Origin of the sequence: Pseudomonas abietaniphila (assembly GCF_039697315.1) — a bacterium.
Taxonomy (GTDB): Bacteria; Pseudomonadota; Gammaproteobacteria; order Pseudomonadales; family Pseudomonadaceae; genus Aquipseudomonas; species Aquipseudomonas abietaniphila_B.
Window position 1 is genome coordinate 4,312,000 of the sequence record NZ_CP155619.1, and the last position, 22,331, is coordinate 4,334,330.

Here is a 22,331-nt window from a genome sequence, read left to right on the forward strand (position 1 = left end):
TTAAATGAGCTTTTTCATTTCCAATGCCATGGCAGACGCCGCGGCACCTGCGGCCGCTGGCCCGGCAGGTTCGGGTTTTGAGTGGATTTTCCTGGTCGGCTTCCTGGTCATCTTTTATCTGATGATCTGGCGTCCTCAGGCCAAGCGTGCCAAAGAGCAGAAGAACCTGCTGGGCAACTTGCAGAAGGGCGACGAAGTTGTCACTTCCGGCGGTATCGCGGGCAAGATCAATAAAGTGACTGACGATTTCGTGGTGATCGAAGTTTCCGACACCGTTGAGCTGAAGATCCAGAAGGGCGCCATCGCTGCCACCCTGCCGAAGGGCACTCTGAAAGCCATCTGATTCCAGTCTTTTACCAATCGACGGGGCGCGCAAGGCGCCCCGCGTTATAAGCAGGCGGCGTGATGTTGAACAAATACCCTCTGTGGAAATACATCCTGATCCTGGCAGTGCTAGTGGTCGGCTTTATTTATTCCGCACCCAATCTCTACCCTGATGACCCGGCCGTTCAGGTCAGCGGCGCAAGCACCGCGCTGCAGGTCACTCAGGCTGATCTGGATCGCGTAAGCAAGGCGCTTACCGATGCTGGCATCGCGGTCAAGGGCGCGTCTCTGGCCGAGAATGGCAAGGGCGGTTTGTTGCGTCTGACCAAGCAGGAAGACCAGCTGCCAGCCAAGGATGTCGCACGCAAGGCACTGGGTGACGACTACGTCGTTGCACTGAACCTGGCACAAACCACGCCGAAGTGGTTGCGCAATCTGGGCGCCAGCCCGATGAAGCTGGGTCTGGACCTTTCCGGCGGCGTGCACTTCCTGCTCGAAGTGGACATGGACAAGGCGCTCAACGCTCGTCTGAATGTCTACGAAGGCGAAGTGAAGAGCCTGTTGCGCAAGGAAAAACTGCGTTATCGCAGCCTGCCGCAAGACGGCAATGCTATTCAGCTGGGCTTCAGTGACACCGATTCCCGCGAGCAGGCCCGTGCCCTGATCCGCAAGGACTACACCGATTTCGATATCACCATGACCGATCGTGGTGAGATGCCGATCCTGCGTCTGGCGATGACCCAGGCCAAGGTCGCCGAGATTCGTGAATACTCGATCAAGCAGAACTTGACCACCGTGCGTAACCGGGTCAACGAACTGGGTGTGGCCGAGCCACTGGTTCAGCGTCAGGGTGCCAACCGCATCGTGGTTGAGCTGCCGGGCGTGCAGGACACTGCCGAAGCCAAGCGTATTCTCGGCAAGACCGCCAACCTTGAGTTCCGTCTGGGCGCAGGCCCCGATGACACCAAGGCCACCACTGAAATGTTCGAGTTCCGCGAAGGCGGTCGTCCGGCAGCAGCGGTTGAGCGTGGCCTGATCATCACCGGTGACCAGGTGACTGACGCCAAGGCTGGCTTTGACGAACACGGCCGTCCACAGGTGAACATCAAGCTGGATGGTCACGGTGGCGATCTGATGAGCCGCGCAACCCGCGCCAACGTCGGTCGCAGCATGGCGGTGATCTTCATCGAGCAGAAACCGACTACAACCTACACCAAGCAGATGGTGGATGGCGTCGAGAAAGACGTGCCGGTCCAGACCTTCAAAGAAGAGAAGAAGATCATCAGCCTGGCGACCATCCAGTCGCCGCTGGGTGCTCAGTTCCGCATCACCGGCCTGAACGGTCAGGGTGAGTCTTCTGAGCTTGCGTTGCTGCTGCGTGCCGGTGGTCTGGCTGCGCCGATGTACTTCGCTGAAGAGCGCACCATTGGCCCGAGCCTGGGTGCCGACAACATCACCAAGGGCGTTCACGCATCGCTCTGGGGCATGCTGTTCGTTTCGCTGTTCATCCTCGCCATCTACCGTTTCTTCGGTTTGATCGCGACCGTCGCACTGGCCTTCAACATGGTCATGCTGCTGGCGCTGATGTCACTGCTGGGTGCAACGCTGACCCTGCCAGGTATCGCCGGTATCGTGTTGACCATGGGCATGGCGGTGGACGCCAACGTGCTGATCTTCTCGCGTATCCGTGAAGAGATCGCCAATGGCATGACCGTGCAGCGCGCGATCAACGAAGGTTTCGACCGCGCCTACACCGCGATCCTCGACGCCAACCTGACGACGTTGCTGGTCGGCGGCATTCTCTTCGCGATGGGCACCGGCCCTGTGAAGGGCTTTGCGGTGACCATGTCGCTCGGGATCTTTACCTCGATGTTCACAGCCATCATGGTGACCCGCGCAATGGTCAACCTGATTTTTGGTGGTCGTGACTTCAAGAAGTTGTGGATTTAAGGGGCTGCCATGAAACGTACCATCAACTTCATGGGCGTTCGCAACGTTGCGTTCGCCATCACCATGCTCCTTACCGCACTGGCGTTGTTCAGCTGGTTCCATAAAGGGCTCAACTTCGGTCTGGACTTCACCGGCGGTACGCTGATCGAACTGACTTACGAGCGTCCTGCCGATCTGGGCAAGGTGCGTGAGGAGCTGGTTTCTTCGGGTTACCACGAGGCCATCGTGCAGAGCTTCGGTGCAACCACCGACCTGCTCGTGCGTATGCCGGGTGAAGATCCACAGCTGGGTGCCCAAGTGGCCGAAGCGCTGCGCAAGACCGGTGCTGACAACCCTGTGACCGTCAAGCGTGTCGAGTTCGTCGGCCCGCAGGTCGGTGAAGAACTGCGCGATCAGGGCGGTATCGGCATGTTGCTCGCGCTGGGCGGCGTACTGATCTACCTGGCCTTCCGCTTCCAGTGGAAGTTCGCGGTCGGTGCGATTGTCTCGCTGATCCACGACGTGGTCGTGACCATGGGTATCCTGTCGTTCTTCCAGGTGACCTTTGACCTGACGGTACTGGCCGCGGTGCTCGCGATCATCGGCTACTCGCTCAACGACACCATCGTGGTATTCGACCGGGTTCGTGAGAACTTCCGCCTGCTGCGCAAGGCATCGCTGATCGAGAACATCAACATCTCGACCACGCAGACCCTGCTGCGCACCATGGCGACGTCGATTTCCACCTTGCTCGCCATCGTGGCGCTGTGGATCTTCGGTGGCGACAGCCTGCACGGTTTTTCCGTCGCGCTGTTCATCGGCGTTCTGGCAGGTACGTACTCCTCGATCTACATCGCCAACGTGGTGTTGATCTGGCTGAACCTGCGCAGTGAAGACCTGCTTCCACCCGTGACGACTGACAAGGTGGACGATCGTCCTTAACGATCCATCCGACCGGTCATCATGTAAAAAGGCGCGAGTGTGAACTCGCGCCTTTTTTTGTGCTCCAAGGCTGGGAGTAGCGCGAGCAATTGCGCTGAATATCACCAGGAGGTTCACGTGAACAAGTCGTTGCTAGTTGGTGCAGTATTGGGTGCTGTCGGTGTCACCGCCGGTGGCGCTTTGGCCACCTATAGCCTCGTAAAATCAAACGGCCCAGAGTACGCAGAAGTACTCGCCGTCGAGCCTGTAAAAGAACAGATCAAAACGCCACGCCAAGTGTGCAAAGACGTCGCGGTGACCCACCGCGCGCCGGTCAAGGACGAGCACCAGATCGTCGGCAGCGTCATCGGTGCCGTCGCCGGTGGGCTGCTCGGTAATCAGGTGGGTGGTGGTAACGGCAAGAAGATCGCGACCGTTGCCGGTGCTGTCGGTGGTGGTTATGCCGGTAACAAGGTTCAGGAAGGCATGCAAAACCGCGACACTTACACGACCACTGAAAGCCGTTGCAACACGGTCAACGATATCAGCGACAAGGTCGTGGGCTATAACGTGAAGTACAAATTGAACGACAAGGTTGGCCAAGTCCGTATGGATCGTGATCCGGGCAGCCAGATTCCAGTCAACAAGGACGGTCAGCTGGAGTTGAGTCAGGCTCAGTAAGCCTGACCGTCGGCCCCGCTTCAAATAAACGCCCCATTGAATGGGGCGTTTTTTTTGTCCGGATTTTCCTCATATCCATAAAGTATTGAATGGGTAGTAACTATATATTTTTAATCGCCAATCTCGCCGCGTAAGCTTTTTCATGTGGCCCCGCGACGGACGCGTTACCGGGCTCGCACGACAAATCTAATAAGAATCAGCGACGACACGCGGGAATAAAAATGCATAAAAACCCTGTTGCCCTTGGCCTCACGTCGGCTGCCTTCGGGTTGACCATGGCGTTTCCTGGCTTCGCCGAAGCCGACTTTTTCGAGGACAGCAAAGCTGATCTCGAACTTCGCAATTTCTACTTCAACAGTGACTACCGACAGGACGGCGCCAGCCAGTCCAAGCGTGATGAATGGGCCCAGGGCCTGATCCTCAATTATGAGTCCGGGTTTACCGACGGCACGGTCGGCTTCGGTGTCGATGCCATTGGCCTGTTCGGCCTGAAACTGGATTCCGGTCCTGACCGTCGCAACACCGGACTGCTGCCAGTCGGGGATGAAAAGGCCCCAGATGACTACGGCCGCGCAGGCGTGACCGCCAAGGCGCGAATCTCCAAGAGTGTGTTGCGGGTCGGCACCTTGCTGCCGAGATTGCCGACGGTACTCCCCAACGATGGGCGTCTGTTGCCGCAGACCTTTCGGGGTGCACAGGTGACGTCCAGGGACATCACCGACATGACCCTCAATGTCGGCCGCCTGACCAGTAATACTGAGCGCAATGACAGCGGGCACGAAGACATCGAGGCTGAAGGAAAGGGCCTCAAGGGTGGCCGTCCCAGCGACAAGTTCGACTTCGCCAGCGCAAGCTACAACTGGAGCAAGGGGCTGACCACGTCTTACAACTACGGGGGGCTTGAGAACAACTATAAGCAACACATCGTGACGCTGGTTCACAGCTTTCCGCTGGGCGAGTCACAGTCAATCAAGAGTGACCTGCGTTACGCGCGTTCGCTCAAGGACGGTAACACCAACGTCGACAACACGGCCGTCGGCGCGAAGTTCACCTACAGCGTCGCAGGCCACGGTTTTGGCGTGGCGTATCAGCGCATGAACGGCGAAACCGGGTTTCCGCACCTGGCGGGCACCGACTCCTTCCTCGTCAATTACGTGATGATTTCTCCGGATTTCGCCAACCCTGAAGAGCGCTCATGGCAGGCCCGTTACGACTATGACTTCGCAGCGGCGGGTTTGCCTGGCTTGAGCTTCATGACGCGCTATCTGCAGGGCGACAACTTCGCTCGCGGCAACAAAGAAGGCACCGAGTGGGAGCGCAACACCGACATTGCCTACGTGTTCCAGAGTGGCGCACTGAAGAACCTCGAACTGAGGTGGCGCAACGGCACCTACCGCAGTAACGGCGGCAACAACATCGACCAGAACCGCGTCATCGTTAGCTACACGCTGCCGCTGCTCTGAGTACCGACACATTTGACACCTTCCCGACAACGCTCATCTTCGGCACTCGCCGCAACGGAGCTTGATATGCCCATAAGAAAGTCCCTCATCCATCTCGCCATCGCCTTCGCGCTGTTCAACAGCTATGGCGCTTATGCGGCCAACACGGCCGAGTTGCCGTGTGCGACGACGGAGCAATGCGCCGCCCAGGCGGCGAAAATCGGCGCCACGGTCGATAAATCGAGCGCCAAAGGCAACAAGGGCGACAGCCAGTTTTCCTGGCTGAACCGCATCAACAAAGCCTCGATTGTCATGTTGACCGAAGAAGGCATTGTGAAACCCGAAATGGGCCAGAAGATCGCGACCGGCGTGCGCTACGCCATCGATCAGGCCGATCAGCCCAACGGCAAGCGCCCGAGCGATGTGCTGCAACTTGAGCAGATCATGACCGACAAAATCGGCCCGGAAGCTTCGTTGATTCATTCGGGTCGCAGTCGTCAGGACATGCTCGCCACTTACCGTCTGGCCAAACTCCGTTCGGACGTGCTGGCCTACAGCGAAGCCATGAACGCGACCCGTAAACGCCTGCTGGACCTCGCCGACAAGAACATCGACACCCTGATTCCGGCCTACACCAACGGTGTCCAGGCGATGCCGATCACTTATGCGCACTACCTGCTGGCATTCGAGGCCTCGTTTGATCGCGACGGGCAGCGAATCCGCGAGCTGTATCAACGCCTGAATCAGAGTCCGATGGGCACTGCCGTGCTGGCCAACTCGGCTTACCCGCTGAATCGCGAGCGCATGGCCGAGTTGCTGGGTTTCGATGGCGTGCGTGAAAACTCTCTGGATTCCAGTCAGATTTCCACCTACGACATCCCGATCGAGGCTGCAAATATCGCGTCGTCCTCGGCGATTCGGGTGGGCGCGATGATTGGCGACATCCACACTCAGTATCACCAGATTCGGCCGTGGTTGTTGCTGGACGAAGAAAAGACCTACACCAGCAGTGCGATGCCGCAGAAACGGAATCCGGGGTTGTTGATGCGTGCGCGGGAAAGCGCATCCGACGTGGTGGGGCTGGCGCAAAGCGTGACCTTGCGCGCGCACAACGTCACGCCCGGCATGACTGACTACAAATTCGCCTTCGACTCGCTGGGCGTGTTCGATTCGACCAAAGAGATGTTCGGTGCGATGGATGCCGTGCTGGATGCGTTACAGGTCAATCCGCAGCGTGCTCGCGAAGAACTGGAAAACGAATGGACCACCTCCATGGAACTGGCGGACACGCTTGAGCGTACCCAGAAAGTGCCGTTTCGCATTGGCCACAGCTTCGCGTCACTCATCGTCGAGCAGGCCCGCGATCAAGGCCTGACGCCGAAAACTTTCCCGTATGCCGATGCGCAAAAGCTCTACACCCAAGCGGCGGACAAGTATCAGTGGAAGCAGAACACCCTGCCTCTGGATGAGGCGACTTTCCGCGCGTCATTGTCGCCGGAAAACATGGTCAAGACCCGTAAAGGCACGGGTGGGCCTCAGCCCGAAGAGGTCAAGCGCATGCTGGCCGAGGCGCACAAGACGCTGGATGCCGATCAGGCGTGGCTGCGTGAGCGTCGGGAAAAGCTGACCCAGGCGGAAGGTAACCTGGATCGGGCGTTCGAGAAATTGCTGTCGTCCAAAGGCTGACGTCACTCGGTTTCTGTCCGGAGGGCTACGTTCTTCGGGCAGAAACAAAAGCAATTGCATTCTGCCAACGCGCAATCGCCAGGCACGCCACGCAGTTGCCCAGCACGTTGGTTAACACCCTGCATTTCATCAGCCGCTCCACGCCCAGCAGCAAGCCGACCCCTTCCAGAGGCACGAGGTGAAACAGGTTCAGCGTGGCGATCAATGTGAAGAAGGCCGAACCCGCCATGCTGGTCGAGCCCAGTGACGTCACCAGTGATATCAGCAGCAGCGTCAGGAGTTCGCTGCCGGTCAGTTCGATCCCTGCCATCTGCGCCAGGAACAGCGCCGCTGTGATCAGGTAGATATTTGAACCGCTGAGGTTGAAGGTATAGCCGGTGGTCATCACCAAGCGAGTCAGTTGCCGGTCGCAGCCCAGCGCCTGCATCTTCTCGATCAGGCCAGGCAGCGCGGCCACGGAGGAGCCGGTGAAGGTCACCAGCAGCAACTCGTCCTTCAGATGCACGATCAACCGCCATAGCGGAACCCCGGACGCCTGGGCCACGGGGGCCAATATCAGCAGTACGAACGCGGCCGATGCCAGGTACATAACGGCCACGAACTTTAGCAGCGGTAATGCCGACGCCGGGCCGAATCGTCCGATGGTGAAGGCGATGGCGCCAAAAGCGGCAAGCGGTGCAAAACGTAGAATGACTTTCAGAACCTTGAAGAGCAGGCCCACGGCCTTTTCCAGCAACGCGCGCAAAGCATCGGCATGAGGATGCCCCTTCGCGCGGGCGAGCAGGGCTCCTGCCAGTAACCCGGAGAGCATGATCGGCAATATCGGGTTTTGCACAAGTGCACGGGTAACGACAGCCCCTGCGGCTGACCACGAAAACTCGCTACGGGTCGTGTCCGCATCGAGCAAGGGCAGGGACAGATCTGACGTACTGGATGCGACCCCATTACCCGGATGCAGGACTTCTGCGATCAGGCAGCCCAGCAACAACGACAGCAGCGCCATCGTCTGGAAATAGATCAGGACCCTGGACCCCAGCCCGCGTTGCCTGACCTGCAAACCGGCGACGCCCGACGCAATCAAGAGGAACATCATGAACGGCATCAGCCAGCCGATGACGCGAATGAATCCATCGCTCAGCGGTTTCATGTCCACGGCAAGTCGCGGGTCGAAAGCACCCAGCAGCATGCCGCAGGCGATGGCCATGAGCAGGTGGAGCGTGGGATTTCGCAGAAGCCTGAGTGGCATCGGTGTTCCGGGTTTTCAGCGTATTTATTGTTATGAGCGTGCCTTGTCAGCGCTGGATGGATTGGGCACGCTTGCCGGTCAATGTCGCGTTGATCGGGCGGCCATCATAAAACCTTGATGCGGGATAGACCACCATGGAGCTTCGTCATCTGCGCTATTTCGTCATGGTGGCCGAGGAGCGCCATTTCACGCGTGCCGCCGCTCGCCTGAACATGCAGCAACCGCCGCTCAGCCAGCAAATTCGCGCGCTGGAAGAAGAACTTGGGTTCGACCTGTTCAAGCGTCACCCCAAGGGCGTGGATCTGACGGCGGGTGGTTTGGTGTTCCTACAGGAGGCTCGGGGCATTCTGGCACGTGTCAAAGAGGGTTCGCTCAAGGCGTCCCGTGCCGCTCATGGTATCGAAGGCCAGTTGAGCATCGGTTTCACCAGTTCGGCCGCCGCTCATCCGCTGATCCCGCGCATCATTCGCGCTTACCGTGAGCGTTATCCAGGCGTTGCGGTTTCACTCAAGGAGGGGAGTGCGCAAAAGCTCACGGAGATGAGCATTGAGGGAGGTGTCGACGTCGGCATTCTGCGGGCTCCGGTCAGTCGTCATCAGAGCATCGAATTTCATCGCCTGCTCAACGAGGAAATGCTGCTCACCCTGCCTGTGGGTCATCGCTTGCTGGCGGAGCATCACCCGTCTGCGAAGCCGCCGTCCATTTCGCTCGATGACCTGCAGGATGAGCAGTTCATTCTCGTGCGACGGCCCGGTGCTCCTGGGATGTACGCCAACCTGATCAAAGCCTGTCAAAACGCAGGCTTCAATCCGAAGATCGCCTTCGAGGTGGAGCGCATGCTGACCAACGTCAGTCTGGTGGCCGCGGGCGCAGGGATCTCCATCGTCCCGGCTTCGATGAAGGATGTGCACAAAGAGAGTGTCGTCTATTGCCCGATTGCTCATGCCAGGCCTCGGCTGCATGCGCCGATCACGCTGGTGTGTCGCAGCTTCAATCAGCTGCCGCCGTTGCAGAACTTCATTGATTTGTCGCGCGAGCTCAGCGGGCGCAGAGCGCTGCCGCGAGCATAAAAAAACCGGCACAGGGCCGGTTTGTTTGCAGCGGCGAAGCTTAGCGCTTCAGCGAGGCTGGAACGTACGGAGCGATCGAGGTCAGTACGGCTTTGAAGCACTTGGTGTTGCCGGCAACGATGTGGCCCTTCTCGAGGAATTCGTGGCCACCGTTGAAATCGCTGACCAGTCCGCCTGCTTCCTGAATCAACAGGGCGCCAGCAGCCATGTCCCACTCGGACAGACCCGATTCCCAGAACGCGTCAAAGCGACCGGCAGCCACATAAGCCAGGTCCAGGCTCGCTGCGCCAGCGCGGCGGATACCAGCGGTCTGGCCAACCAGCGAACGGAACATGTTCAGGTAGTTTTCGAGGTTATCCAGCTGGTTCTCGCGGAACGGGAAACCGGTGCCGAGGAGGGCGCCTTCCAGGCTCTTGCGAGGGCTGACGCGCAGGCGGCGGCCGTTCAGTTGAGCACCACGGCCACGGCTGGCGGTGAATTCTTCCTGGCGGACCGGGTCCAGAACAACGGCGTGTTCCAGGCGACCACGGTATTTGCAGGCAATGCTGACCGCGAAGTGCGGAACGCCACGAACGAAGTTGGTGGTGCCGTCGAGTGGGTCGATGACCCAAAGGTAATCGGCGCCTTCACCGCTGCCTTCGCGCAGGCCGGTCTCTTCGCCAAGAATGCCATGAGTGGGGTAAGCCTTAAGCAGGGCGTCAATGATGACTTTTTCTGCTGCGCGATCAACCTCGGTTACGTAGTCTTTCGCGTCTTTTTCGTCGACCTTGATGGTATCCAGGCGCTCGATGGAGCGGAAAATCAATTCGCTGGCGCTGCGGGCGGCGCGCAGCGCGATATTCAGCATGGGCTGCATGGATGTATCACCTAGGTCGTTAAAGAGAGCCGGGCATTCTATGGGTTCTTTCCGACGATTTCCAGCGCGAGTGCAGCCTTTACCCTGCGTCCGGTCGCCTCATTACCCCTTGAACGTCGCTGGTCCTGCGCGCCTTAACGGTGTATCTAGGTCGAATGGCGCACGGGTTCATAGCCTTGCGCCGGGCGCTTCTGTAAGATTCGTCCCCCTTTTCACCTGCTAGCGAGACTTCACCAGTGCTGCAAAATATTCGTGTCGTCCTGGTCGGTACCAGTCATCCGGGAAATATCGGTGGCGCTGCTCGTGCCATGAAGAACATGGGGCTTTCGCGTCTGGTGCTGGTTGATCCGGCGATGTTCCCCCACCACGAAGCGGACGCCCGTGCGTCGGGGGCTGGCGACATCCTGGAAGGTGCCCAGGTGGTCGCAACGCTTGAGGATGCGCTGGTGGGCTGCAATCTGGTGCTGGGCACCAGTGCGCGGGACCGCCGCATTCCCTGGCCGTTGCTCGACCCGCGCGAGGCGGGCGTGAAGACCGTTGAGCACGCCGCGCAGGGCGAAGAAATCGCCCTGGTATTTGGTCGCGAATACGCCGGTCTGACCAACGAAGAGCTGCAACGCTGTCATTACCATGTGCACATCCCGTCCGACCCGGAATTCAGCTCGCTGAATCTGGCGGCTGCGGTACAGGTACTGAGCTACGAAACCCGCATGGCGTGGCTCGCGGCAGGTGGGCAGGCGACCAAGGTCGAGAAATTCGAAGTCAACTCCGTACGCAGCACCGAGCTTGCGACAATGGATGAGATGGAGAAATTCTATGAGCATCTGGAAGCCACGCTTGTGACTATTGGCTTCCTCGATCCGGAAAAGCCTCGTCATCTGATGGCCAGGTTGCGCCGGCTCTACGGACGCTCCGCTGTCAACCGATCTGAAATGAGCATTTTGCGTGGCATCCTCACCGAGACTCAGAAAGCGGCCAACGGTGAGCCCTACAAGCGGAAGGATCAGTGATGTTCGAGCGTCTGCGAGAAGACATTCAAAGCGTGTTTCACCGTGACCCGGCAGCCCGAAACGCATTCGAAGTGCTGACCTGCTATCCCGGTATGCACGCGATCTGGTTGCATCGTTTGTCTGGCTGGTTGTGGCGCAATGACTTGAAGTGGCCGGCCCGTATGGTCTCCAACTTCGGTCGCTGGTTGACGGGTATCGAAATCCATCCCGGCGCCAAAGTCGGGCGGCGCTTCTTTATCGATCACGGCATGGGCATCGTCATTGGCGAGACGGCCGAGATCGGCGACGACGTGACGCTTTATCAGGGTGTGACCCTGGGCGGCACCAGCTGGAATAAAGGCAAGCGTCATCCGACGCTGGAGTCCGGCGTTGTCGTGGGTGCGGGTGCCAAGGTGCTGGGCCCGTTCACTGTGGGGGCGGGCGCCAAGGTCGGTTCCAACGCCGTGGTGACCAAGCCGGTGCCGGCGGGTGCGACAGTGGTCGGTATTCCCGGGCGGATCATCGTCAAGTCAGACGACAGCGAGGCTGAAGCCAAGCGCAAGGCGATGGCCGAGAAGATCGGTTTCGATGCGTACGGTGTGAGCGAGGACATGCCGGACCCTGTCGCCAAAGCGATCGGTCAGTTGCTGGATCACTTGCAGGCAGTGGATGTGCGCATGGAAGACATGGGCAAGGCGCTCAAGAGTCTGGGGTGCGAATACCGTGAGAAGGCGCTTCCGGAGTTGCATCAGGAAGTCTTCGATTGCATTAAAGAGCGCAGCGAAACCAAAGCCGTCCACGACTAAAGGAGGGGGTGGGGGCTGGAAAACGCATAAGTGCCATTCCAGTCTGGGTTTTGCTATGATACGGCCCGCTGTTTTGCGGGTAATCCCGACTGTTTCACTAGGTCTTATAGTTGACTTAAATACTCGGGAATAGCATACTCGCCCTCATTCCGAACCTCCGCGGTACACGTCATGCGACTGACTACAAAGGGCCGATACGCCGTCACTGCCATGCTTGATCTGGCATTGCACGCGCAGCATGGGCCAGTGTCTCTGGCCGATATCTCCGAGCGGCAGGGGATTTCCCTTTCCTACCTCGAGCAACTGTTCGCCAAGCTGCGCCGCAGCAATCTGGTGTCCAGCGTGCGTGGGCCCGGCGGTGGCTACCAGCTGTCCCGTACGATGCAAGGCATTCAAGTGGCGCAGGTGATCGATGCGGTCAACGAATCGGTCGACGCGACACGCTGTCAGGGACTCGGTGATTGCCATGCTGGCGATACCTGTCTGACCCACCACTTGTGGTGTGACCTCAGCCAGCAGATTCACGAATTTCTAAGCGGTATCAGCCTGGCCGACCTCGTCACTCGCCGTGAAGTGCAGGAAGTCGCCCAACGTCAGGATCTGCGTCGTTGCAACAACAAGACGCAGCAACTGGACAAGATTGAAACATCCGCCGTTGAGTGAACGCAGATGAACGCGCGGCGCGCCTGCCCGATAGGAGATATTCAATGAGATTGCCGATTTACCTCGATTATTCCGCGACGACCCCGGTCGACCCGCGTGTTGCGCAGAAAATGAGCGATTGCCTGCTGGTTGATGGCAACTTCGGTAACCCGGCGTCGCGCTCCCACGTCTTCGGCTGGAAAGCAGAAGAAGCGGTCGAGAATGCCCGTCGTCAGGTCGCTGATCTGGTCAACGCCGACCCGCGTGAAATCGTCTGGACCTCCGGTGCTACCGAGTCCGACAACCTGGCGATCAAAGGTGCTGCGCATTTCTACGCCTCCAAAGGCAAGCACCTGATCACCAGCAAGATCGAACACAAGGCTGTCCTCGACACCATGCGCCAACTGGAGCGTGAAGGTTTCGAAGTCACCTACCTGGAGCCGACCGAAGACGGTCTGATCACTCCGGCCATGATCGAAGCGGTCCTGCGTGACGACACCATCCTGGTTTCGATCATGCACGTGAACAACGAAATCGGCACCGTGAACGACATCGCTGCGATTGGCGAGCTGACCCGTTCGCGCGGCGTGCTGTTCCATGTCGACGCTGCTCAGTCCACCGGCAAGGTCGACATCGACTTGTCGAAGCTGAAAGTCGACATGATGTCCTTCTCGGCCCACAAGACCTACGGTCCAAAGGGCATTGGCGCGCTGTACGTAAGCCGCAAGCCGCGTGTTCGCATCGAAGCGACCATGCACGGTGGCGGTCACGAGCGCGGCATGCGTTCAGGCACACTGGCGACTCACCAGATCGTCGGCATGGGTGAAGCGTTCCGCGTCGCCAAAGAAGACATGGCTGCCGAGAACGTGCGCATCAAGGCACTGAGCGACCGCTTCTACAAGCAGGTCGAGCACCTGGAAGAGCTGTACGTCAACGGCAGCATGACCGCACGCGTACCGCACAACCTGAACCTGAGTTTCAACTACGTCGAAGGCGAGTCGCTGATCATGGCGCTCAAGGACCTCGCGGTGTCGTCCGGTTCTGCGTGCACTTCGGCTTCCCTGGAGCCGTCCTACGTGCTGCGCGCCCTGGGTCGCAACGACGAGCTGGCTCACAGCTCGATCCGTTTCACCTTCGGCCGTTTCACCACGGAAGAAGAGATTGACTGGGCTGCGCAGAAAGTTTGCGAGGCTGTCACCAAGCTGCGCGCTCTGTCGCCGCTGTGGGACATGTTCAAAGACGGTGTCGACATCTCCAAAATCGAGTGGGCGGCGCACTAATTTAAAGTCGCCACAGATGCGGCGCTCTAAAAACGCGTTGTACGGTTTTTGAAGTGTCGCGAGAGCGATTTACCTGATGAGAGGATTGCACCATGGCTTACAGCGAAAAGGTCATTGACCACTACGAGAACCCGCGCAACGTCGGCAAGATGAACGCGGAAGATCCTGATGTCGGCACCGGCATGGTCGGCGCTCCAGCGTGCGGCGACGTGATGCGCCTGCAGATCAAGGTCAACGAGCAAGGCATCATCGAAGACGCCAAGTTCAAGACCTACGGCTGCGGTTCTGCCATCGCTTCCAGCTCCCTCGCCACTGAGTGGATGAAGGGTAAGACCCTGGACGAAGCAGAAACCATCAAGAACACTCAACTGGCGGAAGAGCTGGCGTTGCCGCCGGTGAAAATCCACTGCTCCGTACTCGCTGAAGATGCCATCAAGGCCGCTGTTCGCGACTACAAGCAGAAGAAAGGCCTGCTCTAAGCAGTCTTCATCCCGCTTGCAAGAGGTAAGGAGTTCCGATGGCTATCAGCATGACCGAAGCTGCCGCTAACCACGTGCGTCGCTCCCTTGAAGGGCGCGGCAAAGGTGACGGCATTCGTCTGGGTGTCCGCACGACCGGGTGTTCTGGCCTGGCGTACGTTCTCGAGTTCGTCGACGAGCCGGAAGGCGAAGACACGGTGTTCGAGTACCACGGCGTCAAGGTGATCATCGATCCCAAGAGCCTGGTTTACCTCGACGGCACTGAGCTCGATTTCGTCAAGGAAGGGTTGAACGAAGGCTTCAAGTTCAACAATCCCAATTCGCGCGGTGAATGTGGCTGCGGCGAAAGCTTCAACGTTTGAGGCTGACTGTGGGCACTCCTTGTCATTTCGCTTTATTCGATCTGCAGCCGGATTTCCGTCTGGATCTCGACCTGCTGGCGACGCGTTACCGCGAGCTTGCCCGTAGCGTGCACCCCGACCGCTTCGCTGACGCTTCCGAGCGTGAGCAGCGCGTTGCGCTGGAGCGCTCGGCGAGCTTGAACGATGCCTATCAGACGCTGAAGAACGCGCCTAAACGGGCGCGTTATCTGTTGGCGCTCAAGGGCGAAGTTCCGCTTGAAGTCACCGTGCAGGACCCTGAGTTTCTGATGCAGCAGATGCAATGGCGCGAAGAACTCGAGGACTTGCAGGACGAAGCGGACCTGAACGGTGTCGCGACGTTCAAGCGTCGGCTCAAGGTGGCGCAGGAAGAACTGAACGAAAGCTTCGCGGCCTGTTGGGATGATGCTGCACAGCGTGAGCAGGCCGAAAGGTTGATGCGCCGCATGCAGTTCCTCGACAAGCTCTCTTACGAAGTGCGCCAGCTGGAAGAGCGCCTCGACGATTAACCCCGCGCCGCCCTTGGGCGGCGCGCCAGTGATATCAGAAAAGCAATGGCTCTACTGCAGATCGCCGAACCCGGCCAAAGTCCAAAACCTCATCAGCGTCGTCTGGCCGTCGGGATCGATCTCGGCACCACCAACTCGCTGGTGGCTGCGTTGCGCAGCGGCATCAGTGAACCGCTTCCCGATCAAAACGGGCAGGTCATCCTGCCGTCGGCGGTGCGTTACCACGCCGATCGCGTCGAAGTGGGCCAGTCGGCCAAAGACGCTGCCGCCACCGATCCCCTGAACACGATCATTTCGGTCAAGCGCCTGATGGGCCGCGGCATCTCCGATGTGAAGCATCTGGGCGATCAACTGCCTTACCGCTTCATCGGCGGTGAGTCGCATATGCCGTTCATCGAGACGATTCAGGGCGCCAAAAGCCCGGTTGAAGTTTCTGCCGATATCCTGAAGGTACTGCGTCAGCGTGCCGAAGCGACGTTGGGTGGCGATCTGGTCGGTGCAGTGATTACCGTGCCAGCCTATTTCGACGACGCTCAGCGCCAGGCGACCAAGGACGCCGCCAAACTGGCGGGTCTGACGGTCCTGCGTTTGCTCAACGAGCCGACTGCGGCAGCCGTGGCTTACGGTCTGGACCAGAACGCCGAAGGTGTCGTGGCCATTTATGACCTGGGCGGCGGCACTTTCGATATTTCGATTCTTCGCCTGACCGGCGGTGTGTTCGAAGTCATGGCCACCGGTGGCGACAGCGCACTGGGCGGCGACGATTTCGACCACGCCATCGCCAGCTGGATCATTACTGAAGCCGGTCTTTCCGATGACCTCGATCCTTCGGCCCAGCGCAGCCTGATGCAGACTGCCTGTGCGGCCAAGGAAGCGCTGACGTACACCGATTCGGTCGACGTCGTACACGGTGCGTGGACGGGCGTGCTGACCCGCGCAGCGTTCGACGCGCTGATCGAGCCAATGATTGCCCGCAGCCTCAAGGCCTGCCGCCGCGCCGTGCGTGACAGCGGTATTGAGCTGGATGAAGTCGAAGCCGTGGTCATGGTCGGCGGATCGACCCGCGTGCCCCGCGTTCGCGAAGCCGTTGCCGATCTGTTCGGTCGTCAGCCGTTGACCGAAATCGACCCTGATCAAGTGGTGGCCATCGGTGCCGCGATCCAGGCCGACACATTGGCGGGCAACAAGCGTGACGGCGGCGAGCTGTTGCTGCTGGACGTGATTCCACTGTCCCTGGGGCTTGAAACCATGGGCGGTCTGATGGAAAAGGTGATCCCGCGTAACACCACGATCCCGGTGGCGCGTGCGCAAGAGTTCACCACGTATAAAGATGGCCAGTCGGCCATGATGATTCACGTGCTGCAAGGCGAGCGTGAACTGATCAGCGACTGCCGTTCACTGGCGCGTTTTGACCTGCGCGGCATTCCCGCCATGGTCGCGGGTGCCGCCAAGATTCGTGTCACCTTCCAGGTCGACGCCGACGGTCTGCTGAGCGTGTCCGCTCGCGAGCTGGCGTCCGGCGTGGAATCCAGCATCCAGGTCAAGCCGTCCTACGGGCTGACCGACGGCGAAATCGCTCGCATGCTCAAGGATTCGTTCCAGTATGCCGGTGACGACAAGGTCGCTCGTGTGCTGCGTGAGCAGCAGGTCGACGCCCAGCGTCTGATCGAGGCTGTCGAAGGTGCGCTGCAGGCGGATGGCGAGCGCTTGCTCGACGCCGAAGAGCGCATGGTTATCGACATGCAGGTGGACGAACTCCGTGAATTGATGAAGGGCACCGACGGTGCGGCCATCGAGCAGCAGACCAAGCGTCTGTCGCAGGTGACCGATGCCTTCGCGGCCCGCCGCCTGGACTCGACGGTGAAAGCCGCGTTGGCAGGGCGCAACCTGAATGAGATTGAGGAATAACTGATGCCGCAGGTCATTTTTCTGCCACACGCCGAGCATTGCCCGGACGGTATGGTTGTCGAGGCCGAAACCGGCAAGTCGATTCTCGAAGTGGCACATGACAACCACATCGAAATCGAGAGTGCTTGCGGCGGCGTCTGTGCCTGCACCACTTGTCACTGCATCATCCGCGAGGGTTTCAATTCCCTGGAAGAGGCTGACGAGCTGGAAGAGGACTATCTTGATCGTGCCTGGGGCCTGGAAGCGCAATCGCGTCTGTCCTGCCAGGCGAAGGTCGGCACTGAAGACCTGACCGTCGAGATTCCGAAATATTCGCTTAACCATGCAGCTGAAGCGCCGCACTGACCGAGGGATTGTCATGAGCTACGGTTGGAATGATGTACAGCGTATCGCCGAGGAATTGTACGAGGCTCATCCAGATACCGATCCGTATTCGGTTAGCTTCGTCAAACTGCAGCAGATGATTCAGCAACTGCCTGATTTCGACGACACCTCTGGCCGAGTCGGCGAGAAGGTGCTCGAAGCGGTTCAGACCCTTTGGGCCGATGAAATAGACTGATCATCTTTGCACGTTAGGCAATACACCAGAACCCGCGTATAATTCGCGGGTTTAATTTTTCGCAACAATCACTGTTTCTGGAGTTACACCATGGCTGTTCAACGTACTTTCTCGATCATCAAGCCTGACGCCGTTGCTAAAAACGTAATCGGCGAAATCACCACCCGCTTCGAAAAAGCCGGTCTGCGTGTTGTGGCTTCGAAACTGAAGCAACTGTCCAAGGCCGAAGCAGAAGGTTTCTACGCTGAGCACAAAGAGCGTGGCTTCTTCGGTGACCTGGTTGCTTTCATGATCTCCGGTCCGGTTGTCGTTCAGGTTCTGGAAGGCGAAAACGCCATCGCTCTGAACCGTGAGCTGATGGGCGCTACCAACCCTAAAGAAGCGGCTGCCGGCACCATCCGCGCTGACTTCGCCGAGTCCATCGACGCCAACGCTGTTCACGGCTCGGACTCCGAAGCTGCTGCCGCTCGCGAAATCGCTTACTTCTTCGCTGCTACCGAGGTAACCGCTCGCTAAGCTGCCGCTGCGAGTGAGGGTGAATCCATGACTGATACAACTGGCAAAATCAACCTGTTGGGTCTGACCCAGCCGGAAATGGAAAAATTCTTCGAGTCCATCGGGGAGAAACGCTTCCGCGCCGGTCAGGTCATGAAGTGGATTCACCATTTTGGCGTCGATAATTTCGAAGCCATGACGAACGTCGGCAAGGCGCTGCGCGAAAAGCTCGAGCGTCGTGCCGAAATTCGTGGTCCTGAAGTCGTCAGCGAGGACATTTCCACCGACGGTACCCGTAAATGGGTCGTTCGCGTGGCGTCCGGCAGCTGCGTCGAGACTGTCTACATTCCGCAAGGCAAACGCGGCACCCTGTGTGTTTCGTCCCAGGCGGGCTGCGCGCTGGATTGCAGTTTCTGCTCTACCGGCAAGCAAGGCTTCAACAGCAACCTCACCGCCGCCGAAGTGATCGGTCAGGTGTGGATTGCCAACAAATCCTTCGGCAGTGTCCCGGCTACCGTCGACCGTGCCATCACCAACGTGGTGATGATGGGCATGGGCGAGCCATTGCTGAACTTCGACAATGTCATCTCCGCCATGCATCTGATGATGGATGACTTCGGCTATGGCATTTCCAAGCGCCGGGTGACCTTGTCCACCTCGGGCGTGGTACCCATGATCGATGAGCTGGCCAAGCACATCGACGTTTCGCTGGCCCTGTCGCTGCACGCGCCAAACGACGCGCTGCGCAACCAGCTGGTGCCGATCAACAAGAAGTACCCGTTGAAAATGCTGCTCGAGTCCTGCCGCAACTACATGTCGGCACTGGGCGAGAAGCGTGTGCTGACCATCGAATACACGCTGCTCAAGGACATCAATGATCGTCCGGAGCACGCGGTCGAGATGATCGAGCTGCTCAAGGACACCCCTTGCAAGATCAACCTGATCCCGTTCAACCCGTTCCCGCATTCGGGTTACGAGCGTCCCAGCAACAACGCGATCCGTCGTTTCCAGGATCTGCTGCATCAAGCCGGATATAACGTCACCGTGCGTACCACGCGCGGCGAGGACATCGATGCTGCCTGTGGCCAGTTGGTCGGGCAGGTAATGGACCGCACGCGTCGCAGCGAACGTTACATCGCTGTGCGTGAGCTCAGCGCAGAGACCGACGGGACCCAGGTCGCGGCGGCCCGCACCTGACTGCGAACTTGACTGAGAGGATCTCTATGTCCCTGCGCGCTGCGCTGCTGCTGTGTTTTGCCACGTTGCTGGTAGGTTGTGTGTCCACTGGCAACGTCGATCCGCTGAGTACCGGCAAGGGACGTGATGAAGCTCGTCATGCATATGTGCAATTGGGCCTCGGCTATCTGCAGCAAGGTCAGATGGAGCGGGCGAAAGCGCCGCTGAAAAAGGCGCTTGAGCTGGACAGCTCGGACGCCGACGCAAACGCTGCCCTGGGACTTGTGTTTCAAGCCGAACTCGAACCTGAGCTGGCCAATGAGTATTACACCAAGGCACTGTCCTCACGTCCCAAGGACGCACGCATTCTCAACAATTACGGTGGTTTTCTTTACGAGCAAAAGCGCTACAAGGAAGCTTATGAGCGCTTTCAGCAGGCCGCCGATGATAATCTCTACGCCGAGCGCGCCAGGGTCTTCGAGAATCTGGGCATGACGTCCCTGATGCTGGGAAATCGTGACGCAGCACTGGAAGAATTCACCAAAGCCTTGAGGCTTGATCGTCAACAACCGCGCGCGTTGCTCGAAATGGCTGAGATGTCTTACGAAGACAGGCATTATGTGCCGGCACGTGACTATTACGACCGTTTCAGCCAGCTTAGTGAGCAGAATGCACGTAGCCTGTTGCTGGGCACACGGTTAGCAAAGGTTTATGACGATCGCAACAAGGCAGCCAGTTATGGCCTGCAACTAAAAAGACTCTATCCCGGTACGCCGGAATATCAGCAATACCTGTCGGAGCAATGATGAAAGCGGCGCATCCCGAAGTTGTAGCAGCCACTCGCAGAAATCCTGGTGAAACGTTGCGCCAGGCTCGCGAGAGCAGAAACTGGTCGCTGCCAGATGTGGCTTTGAGGCTGAACCTCACCGCGACTTCCCTGGGTTATGTAGAGTCGGGCGATTTCGACAAGCTCCCCGGCCATACCTTTGCCCGGGGTTACATTCGTGCCTACGCGAAACTGATGGGCCTGGATCAGGCAGCCCTGGTCAGCGAGTTCGATCAGTACACCGGCACCGACGGCAAGGGCAGCAACGTTCATGCCCTGGGTCGTATCGAAGAACCTGTGCGCCTGTCCCACAATATCCTGCGCATTGTCAGCCTGTTGCTGCTGATCGCGCTGATCGGTGGCGGCTTTGTCTGGTGGCAGGATCAGGCGACGCTGCGCGGTAAAGAGCCGACCAGTCTGGGCATGGAGCACGTCGAAGTCGAAAGCGCAGACGGCACCACACAGATTCATCCGCTGGACGAGCCGGAAGATCAGGCTGTCGCTGACGCACAGAGCAATACGTCTGCGCCGCTGCCATTGAATAACGCCGAGCCGGCCGCCGCCGTACCGACGACGCCGACTGCACCGACCACCGCCGCGCCAGCCACAGGTGCAGCGGCGACTGCGCCTGCGCATGGCACCGCAGCCACACCTGCTGCTCCGGCGCACACCGCGCCGACGACGCCCGCCACGGCTGCCGTACCTGCGCCAGCCCCTGCTCAAACGCCAGCCACCACTGAGGCTGCGCCGGTTCCCGCGGGTTTCGGTCAGGTGCATATCACGTTCAATGCCGACTGCTGGTTTCAGATCACCGACGGTAACGGCAAGGTGCTGACCAGTGGCCTCAAGCGCACTGGCGACAGCGTCGATGTCAGCGGCAAGCCGCCTCTTGCGGTCCGACTGGGCGTGGCCCGTGCTGCACAGGTCAGCTACAACGGTCAGCCGGTCGACGTCGCACCTTTCACTTCGGGCCAGACGGCTCGCATGAAGTTGGGGCAATAAGTCATGCACGGCGAATCTCCGATCAAACGTCGCGAATCTCGTAAAATCTGGGTCGGCTCGGTGCCGGTCGGTGGCGATGCCCCGATCGCTGTACAGAGCATGACCAATAGCGACACCAACGACGTCGCTGCAACCGTTGCACAGATCAACCGTCTGGAAGCCGCAGGCGTGGACATCGTCCGCATTTCCGTCCCGGACATGGACGCCGCCGAGGCGTTCGGTCGTATCAAGCAGCTGGTCAAGGTGCCTCTGGTCGCCGATATCCACTTCGACTACAAGATCGCGCTGCGCGTGGCCGAGCTGGGTGTCGATTGCCTGCGGATCAACCCGGGCAACATTGGCCGTGAAGACCGTGTTCGCGCGGTGGTCGATGCTGCGCGTGATCGCGGCATTCCGATTCGTATCGGCGTAAACGCCGGTTCGCTGGAAAAAGATCTGCAGAAGAAATACGGCGAACCGACGCCAGCGGCGTTGGTCGAGTCTGCGCTGCGCCATGTCGAGCACCTCGATCGCCTTGATTTCCAGGACTTCAAGGTCAGCGTCAAAGCCTCCGATGTGTTCATGGCCGTGGAAGCCTACCGTCTGTTGGCCAAGCAAATCGTTCAGCCGTTGCACCTTGGCATCACCGAAGCCGGTGGATTGCGTTCAGGCACAGTGAAATCGGCCGTCGGCCTAGGTATGCTGCTGGCCGAAGGAATCGGCGATACCATCCGTATCTCGCTGGCCGCCGATCCTGTCGAGGAAGTGAAAGTCGGTTACGACATCCTCAAGTCGCTGCACCTGCGTTCCCGTGGCATCAACTTCATCGCCTGCCCGAGCTGCTCGCGGCAGAACTTCGATGTGGTCAAGACCATGAACGAGCTGGAAGGGCGCCTTGAAGATCTGCTGGTCCCGCTCGATGTCGCGGTGATCGGTTGCGTGGTGAACGGTCCGGGCGAAGCCAAGGAAGCCCATATCGGCCTCACTGGCGGCACGCCGAACCTGATCTACATCGATGGCAAACCGTCGCAAAAGCTGACCAATGACAATCTGGTGGACGAGCTTGAACGCTTGATCCGCGAGAAAGCGGCCGAGAAGGTCCAGGCCGACGCAGCGCTGATCGTTCGCGGCTAACCCAGTTTCCAA

The 22,331-nt window shown here is 59.1% G+C and carries 24 protein-coding genes; 22 read left to right on the forward strand and 2 right to left on the reverse strand.

What is annotated here, in order from left to right; genetic code table 11:
• Positions 1-4: 4 nt before the first annotated feature.
• The 6 genes from yajC (at position 5) to ABDX87_RS19045 (ending at position 6,983) form a co-directional block, all read left to right on the forward strand.
• Positions 5-343, forward strand: coding sequence for a preprotein translocase subunit YajC (yajC, locus tag ABDX87_RS19020; protein ID WP_062383548.1), 339 nt, complete (start codon positions 5-7; stop codon positions 341-343).
• Positions 344-405: 62 nt separating this feature from the next.
• The gene (secD, locus tag ABDX87_RS19025) at positions 406-2,274 is read left to right on the forward strand and encodes a protein translocase subunit SecD (protein ID WP_346829269.1); all 1,869 of its coding nucleotides are present in this window, start codon (positions 406-408) and stop codon (positions 2,272-2,274) included.
• Between the two features lie 9 nt (positions 2,275-2,283).
• Positions 2,284-3,195 carry a protein translocase subunit SecF gene (gene secF, locus ABDX87_RS19030; protein ID WP_346829270.1) on the forward strand — a complete coding sequence of 304 codons (912 nt, stop codon included), beginning with the start codon at positions 2,284-2,286 and terminating at the stop codon, positions 3,193-3,195.
• A gap of 117 nt (positions 3,196-3,312) precedes the next feature.
• Positions 3,313-3,855 (forward strand): glycine zipper 2TM domain-containing protein, encoded by a 543-nt coding sequence (locus ABDX87_RS19035; RefSeq protein ID WP_074752850.1) that lies wholly within the window; start codon positions 3,313-3,315, stop codon positions 3,853-3,855.
• A 221-nt stretch (positions 3,856-4,076) separates the two neighbouring features.
• Positions 4,077-5,318: an OprD family porin gene (locus tag ABDX87_RS19040; protein WP_346829271.1), complete on the forward strand. Its 1,242-nt coding sequence runs from the start codon at positions 4,077-4,079 to the stop codon at positions 5,316-5,318.
• 66 nt (positions 5,319-5,384) lie between these two features.
• Positions 5,385-6,983: an argininosuccinate lyase gene (locus tag ABDX87_RS19045; RefSeq protein WP_346829272.1), complete on the forward strand. Its 1,599-nt coding sequence runs from the start codon at positions 5,385-5,387 to the stop codon at positions 6,981-6,983.
• Between the two features lie 25 nt (positions 6,984-7,008).
• On the opposite strand, the gene ABDX87_RS19050 is transcribed toward ABDX87_RS19045, so the two are convergent.
• Positions 7,009-8,229, reverse strand: coding sequence for a cation:dicarboxylate symporter family transporter (locus ABDX87_RS19050; protein ID WP_346829273.1), 1,221 nt, complete (start codon positions 8,227-8,229; stop codon positions 7,009-7,011).
• A gap of 134 nt (positions 8,230-8,363) precedes the next feature.
• Here ABDX87_RS19050 and ABDX87_RS19055 point away from each other — a divergent pair, with 134 nt between their 5' ends.
• A complete protein-coding gene (locus tag ABDX87_RS19055; RefSeq protein WP_346829274.1) occupies positions 8,364-9,299 on the forward strand; it encodes a LysR family transcriptional regulator in 936 nt (311 codons plus the stop codon).
• A gap of 40 nt (positions 9,300-9,339) precedes the next feature.
• Here the strand turns inward: ABDX87_RS19055 and suhB are convergent, their stop codons facing one another.
• Positions 9,340-10,155: a type III secretion system regulator SuhB gene (gene suhB / locus ABDX87_RS19060; RefSeq protein ID WP_346829275.1), complete on the reverse strand. Its 816-nt coding sequence runs from the start codon at positions 10,153-10,155 to the stop codon at positions 9,340-9,342.
• 236 nt (positions 10,156-10,391) lie between these two features.
• Here suhB and trmJ point away from each other — a divergent pair, with 236 nt between their 5' ends.
• The 15 genes from trmJ (at position 10,392) to ispG (ending at position 22,319) form a co-directional block, all read left to right on the forward strand.
• The gene (gene trmJ, locus ABDX87_RS19065; protein WP_346829276.1) at positions 10,392-11,165 is read left to right on the forward strand and encodes a tRNA (cytosine(32)/uridine(32)-2'-O)-methyltransferase TrmJ; all 774 of its coding nucleotides are present in this window, start codon (positions 10,392-10,394) and stop codon (positions 11,163-11,165) included.
• Entirely contained in the window at positions 11,165-11,950 is a 786-nt protein-coding gene (cysE, locus tag ABDX87_RS19070; protein WP_346829277.1) for a serine O-acetyltransferase, read from the forward strand. The genes trmJ and cysE overlap by 1 nt, the downstream gene beginning before the upstream one ends.
• A 171-nt stretch (positions 11,951-12,121) precedes the next feature.
• Positions 12,122-12,613: a Fe-S cluster assembly transcriptional regulator IscR gene (gene iscR / locus ABDX87_RS19075; RefSeq protein WP_074752842.1), complete on the forward strand. Its 492-nt coding sequence runs from the start codon at positions 12,122-12,124 to the stop codon at positions 12,611-12,613.
• Between the two features lie 44 nt (positions 12,614-12,657).
• Positions 12,658-13,872 carry an IscS subfamily cysteine desulfurase gene (locus ABDX87_RS19080; protein ID WP_346829278.1) on the forward strand — a complete coding sequence of 405 codons (1,215 nt, stop codon included), beginning with the start codon at positions 12,658-12,660 and terminating at the stop codon, positions 13,870-13,872.
• Positions 13,873-13,964: 92 nt separating this feature from the next.
• Positions 13,965-14,351, forward strand: coding sequence for a Fe-S cluster assembly scaffold IscU (iscU, locus tag ABDX87_RS19085; protein WP_062383507.1), 387 nt, complete (start codon positions 13,965-13,967; stop codon positions 14,349-14,351).
• Positions 14,352-14,389: 38 nt separating this feature from the next.
• A complete protein-coding gene (gene iscA / locus ABDX87_RS19090) occupies positions 14,390-14,713 on the forward strand; it encodes an iron-sulfur cluster assembly protein IscA (protein WP_346829279.1) in 324 nt (107 codons plus the stop codon).
• Positions 14,714-14,721: 8 nt separating this feature from the next.
• On the forward strand, positions 14,722-15,240 hold the full coding sequence (hscB, locus tag ABDX87_RS19095; protein ID WP_346829280.1) for a co-chaperone HscB: 519 nt from the start codon (positions 14,722-14,724) through the stop codon (positions 15,238-15,240).
• Positions 15,241-15,285: 45 nt separating this feature from the next.
• Entirely contained in the window at positions 15,286-17,148 is a 1,863-nt protein-coding gene (gene hscA / locus ABDX87_RS19100) for a Fe-S protein assembly chaperone HscA (protein WP_346829281.1), read from the forward strand.
• A gap of 3 nt (positions 17,149-17,151) precedes the next feature.
• Positions 17,152-17,493: an ISC system 2Fe-2S type ferredoxin gene (fdx, locus tag ABDX87_RS19105; RefSeq protein WP_062383494.1), complete on the forward strand. Its 342-nt coding sequence runs from the start codon at positions 17,152-17,154 to the stop codon at positions 17,491-17,493.
• Between the two features lie 13 nt (positions 17,494-17,506).
• Complete coding sequence (gene iscX / locus ABDX87_RS19110) at positions 17,507-17,707, forward strand: Fe-S cluster assembly protein IscX (RefSeq protein WP_346829282.1); 201 nt, start codon at positions 17,507-17,509, stop codon at positions 17,705-17,707.
• Between the two features lie 90 nt (positions 17,708-17,797).
• On the forward strand, positions 17,798-18,223 hold the full coding sequence (gene ndk / locus ABDX87_RS19115; protein ID WP_346829283.1) for a nucleoside-diphosphate kinase: 426 nt from the start codon (positions 17,798-17,800) through the stop codon (positions 18,221-18,223).
• Positions 18,224-18,250: 27 nt separating this feature from the next.
• Positions 18,251-19,399 (forward strand): 23S rRNA (adenine(2503)-C(2))-methyltransferase RlmN, encoded by a 1,149-nt coding sequence (gene rlmN / locus ABDX87_RS19120; RefSeq protein WP_346829285.1) that lies wholly within the window; start codon positions 18,251-18,253, stop codon positions 19,397-19,399.
• 26 nt (positions 19,400-19,425) lie between these two features.
• On the forward strand, positions 19,426-20,184 hold the full coding sequence (gene pilW / locus ABDX87_RS19125; protein ID WP_346829286.1) for a type IV pilus biogenesis/stability protein PilW: 759 nt from the start codon (positions 19,426-19,428) through the stop codon (positions 20,182-20,184).
• Positions 20,184-21,206, forward strand: a complete 1,023-nt coding sequence (locus tag ABDX87_RS19130; protein WP_346833565.1) for a RodZ domain-containing protein — start codon at positions 20,184-20,186, stop codon at positions 21,204-21,206. Before pilW ends, ABDX87_RS19130 begins: the two co-directional genes overlap by 1 nt.
• 3 nt (positions 21,207-21,209) lie before the next feature.
• Positions 21,210-22,319, forward strand: coding sequence for a flavodoxin-dependent (E)-4-hydroxy-3-methylbut-2-enyl-diphosphate synthase (gene ispG, locus ABDX87_RS19135; protein WP_074752832.1), 1,110 nt, complete (start codon positions 21,210-21,212; stop codon positions 22,317-22,319).
• The last annotated feature ends 12 nt before the right edge of the window (positions 22,320-22,331 follow it).